This is a genomic window from Streptomyces sp. E2N166 (genome assembly GCF_003671715.1).
Taxonomy (GTDB): domain Bacteria; phylum Actinomycetota; class Actinomycetes; order Streptomycetales; family Streptomycetaceae; genus Streptomyces; species Streptomyces thinghirensis.
Window position 1 is genome coordinate 1,615,169 of the sequence record NZ_RAIF01000032.1, and the last position, 946, is coordinate 1,616,114.

1 protein-coding gene is annotated in these 946 nt (G+C 66.5%); it reads right to left on the reverse strand.

Annotation, left to right across the window (positions count from 1 at the left end):
• A partial coding sequence (locus EBH09_RS39575; RefSeq protein WP_238697590.1) for an alpha-amylase family glycosyl hydrolase occupies positions 1 to 946 on the reverse strand: 946 nt, incomplete at both ends.

Here is a 946-nt window from a genome sequence, read left to right on the forward strand (position 1 = left end):
CACTGCATCGGCGTGCGGACCGCGTCGCGGTCGCCGAGCCAGATGTTGTCGCCCATGCCGATCTCGTCGCCGTAGTACAGGATCGGCGAGCCCGGGAGGGCGAGCAGCAGGGCGGTGAACAGCTCGATCTGGTCACGGTCGTTGTCCAGCAGGGTGGCCAGCCGGCGGCGGATGCCGATGTTGGCGCGCATCCGCGGGTCCTTGGCGTACTCCGCGTACATGTAGTCGCGTTCCTCGTCGGTGACCATTTCGAGGGTCAGCTCGTCGTGGTTGCGCAGGAAGATGCCCCACTGGCAGCCGGACGGGATGGCCGGGGTCTTGGCGAGGATCTCGGAGACGGGGTAGCGGGACTCGCGGCGTACGGCCATGAAGATCCGGGGCATGACCGGGAAGTGGAACGCCATGTGGCACTCGTCGCCGCCGGTGGCGTAGTCGCCGAAGTAGTCGACGACATCCTCCGGCCACTGGTTGGCCTCCGCCAGCAGCACGGTGTCCGGATAGTGCGCGTCGATCTCGCTGCGGACACGCTTGAGGAACGCGTGGCTGGCGGGCAGGTTCTCGCAGTTGGTGCCCTCTTCGGCGTACAGATAGGGCACGGCGTCGAGGCGGTAGCCGTCGACTCCCAGGTCCAGCCAGAACTTCAGCGCCGCCAGCATCTCCTCCTGGACGGCCGGGTTCTCGTAGTTGAGATCCGGCTGGTGGGTGAAGAAGCGGTGCCAGTAGTACTGCCCGCGTACCGGGTCGAAGGTCCAGTTGGAGGCCTCGGTGTCGACGAAGATGATGCGGGCGTCGGAGTACCGGGTGTCGTCGTCCGCCCAGACGTAGTAGTCGCCGTACGGGCCGTCGGGGTTCTTGCGGGACTCCTGGAACCACGGGTGCTGATCGCTGGTGTGGTTCATGACGAAGTCGATGATCACGCGCATGCCGCGCTGGTGGGCGGCGTCCA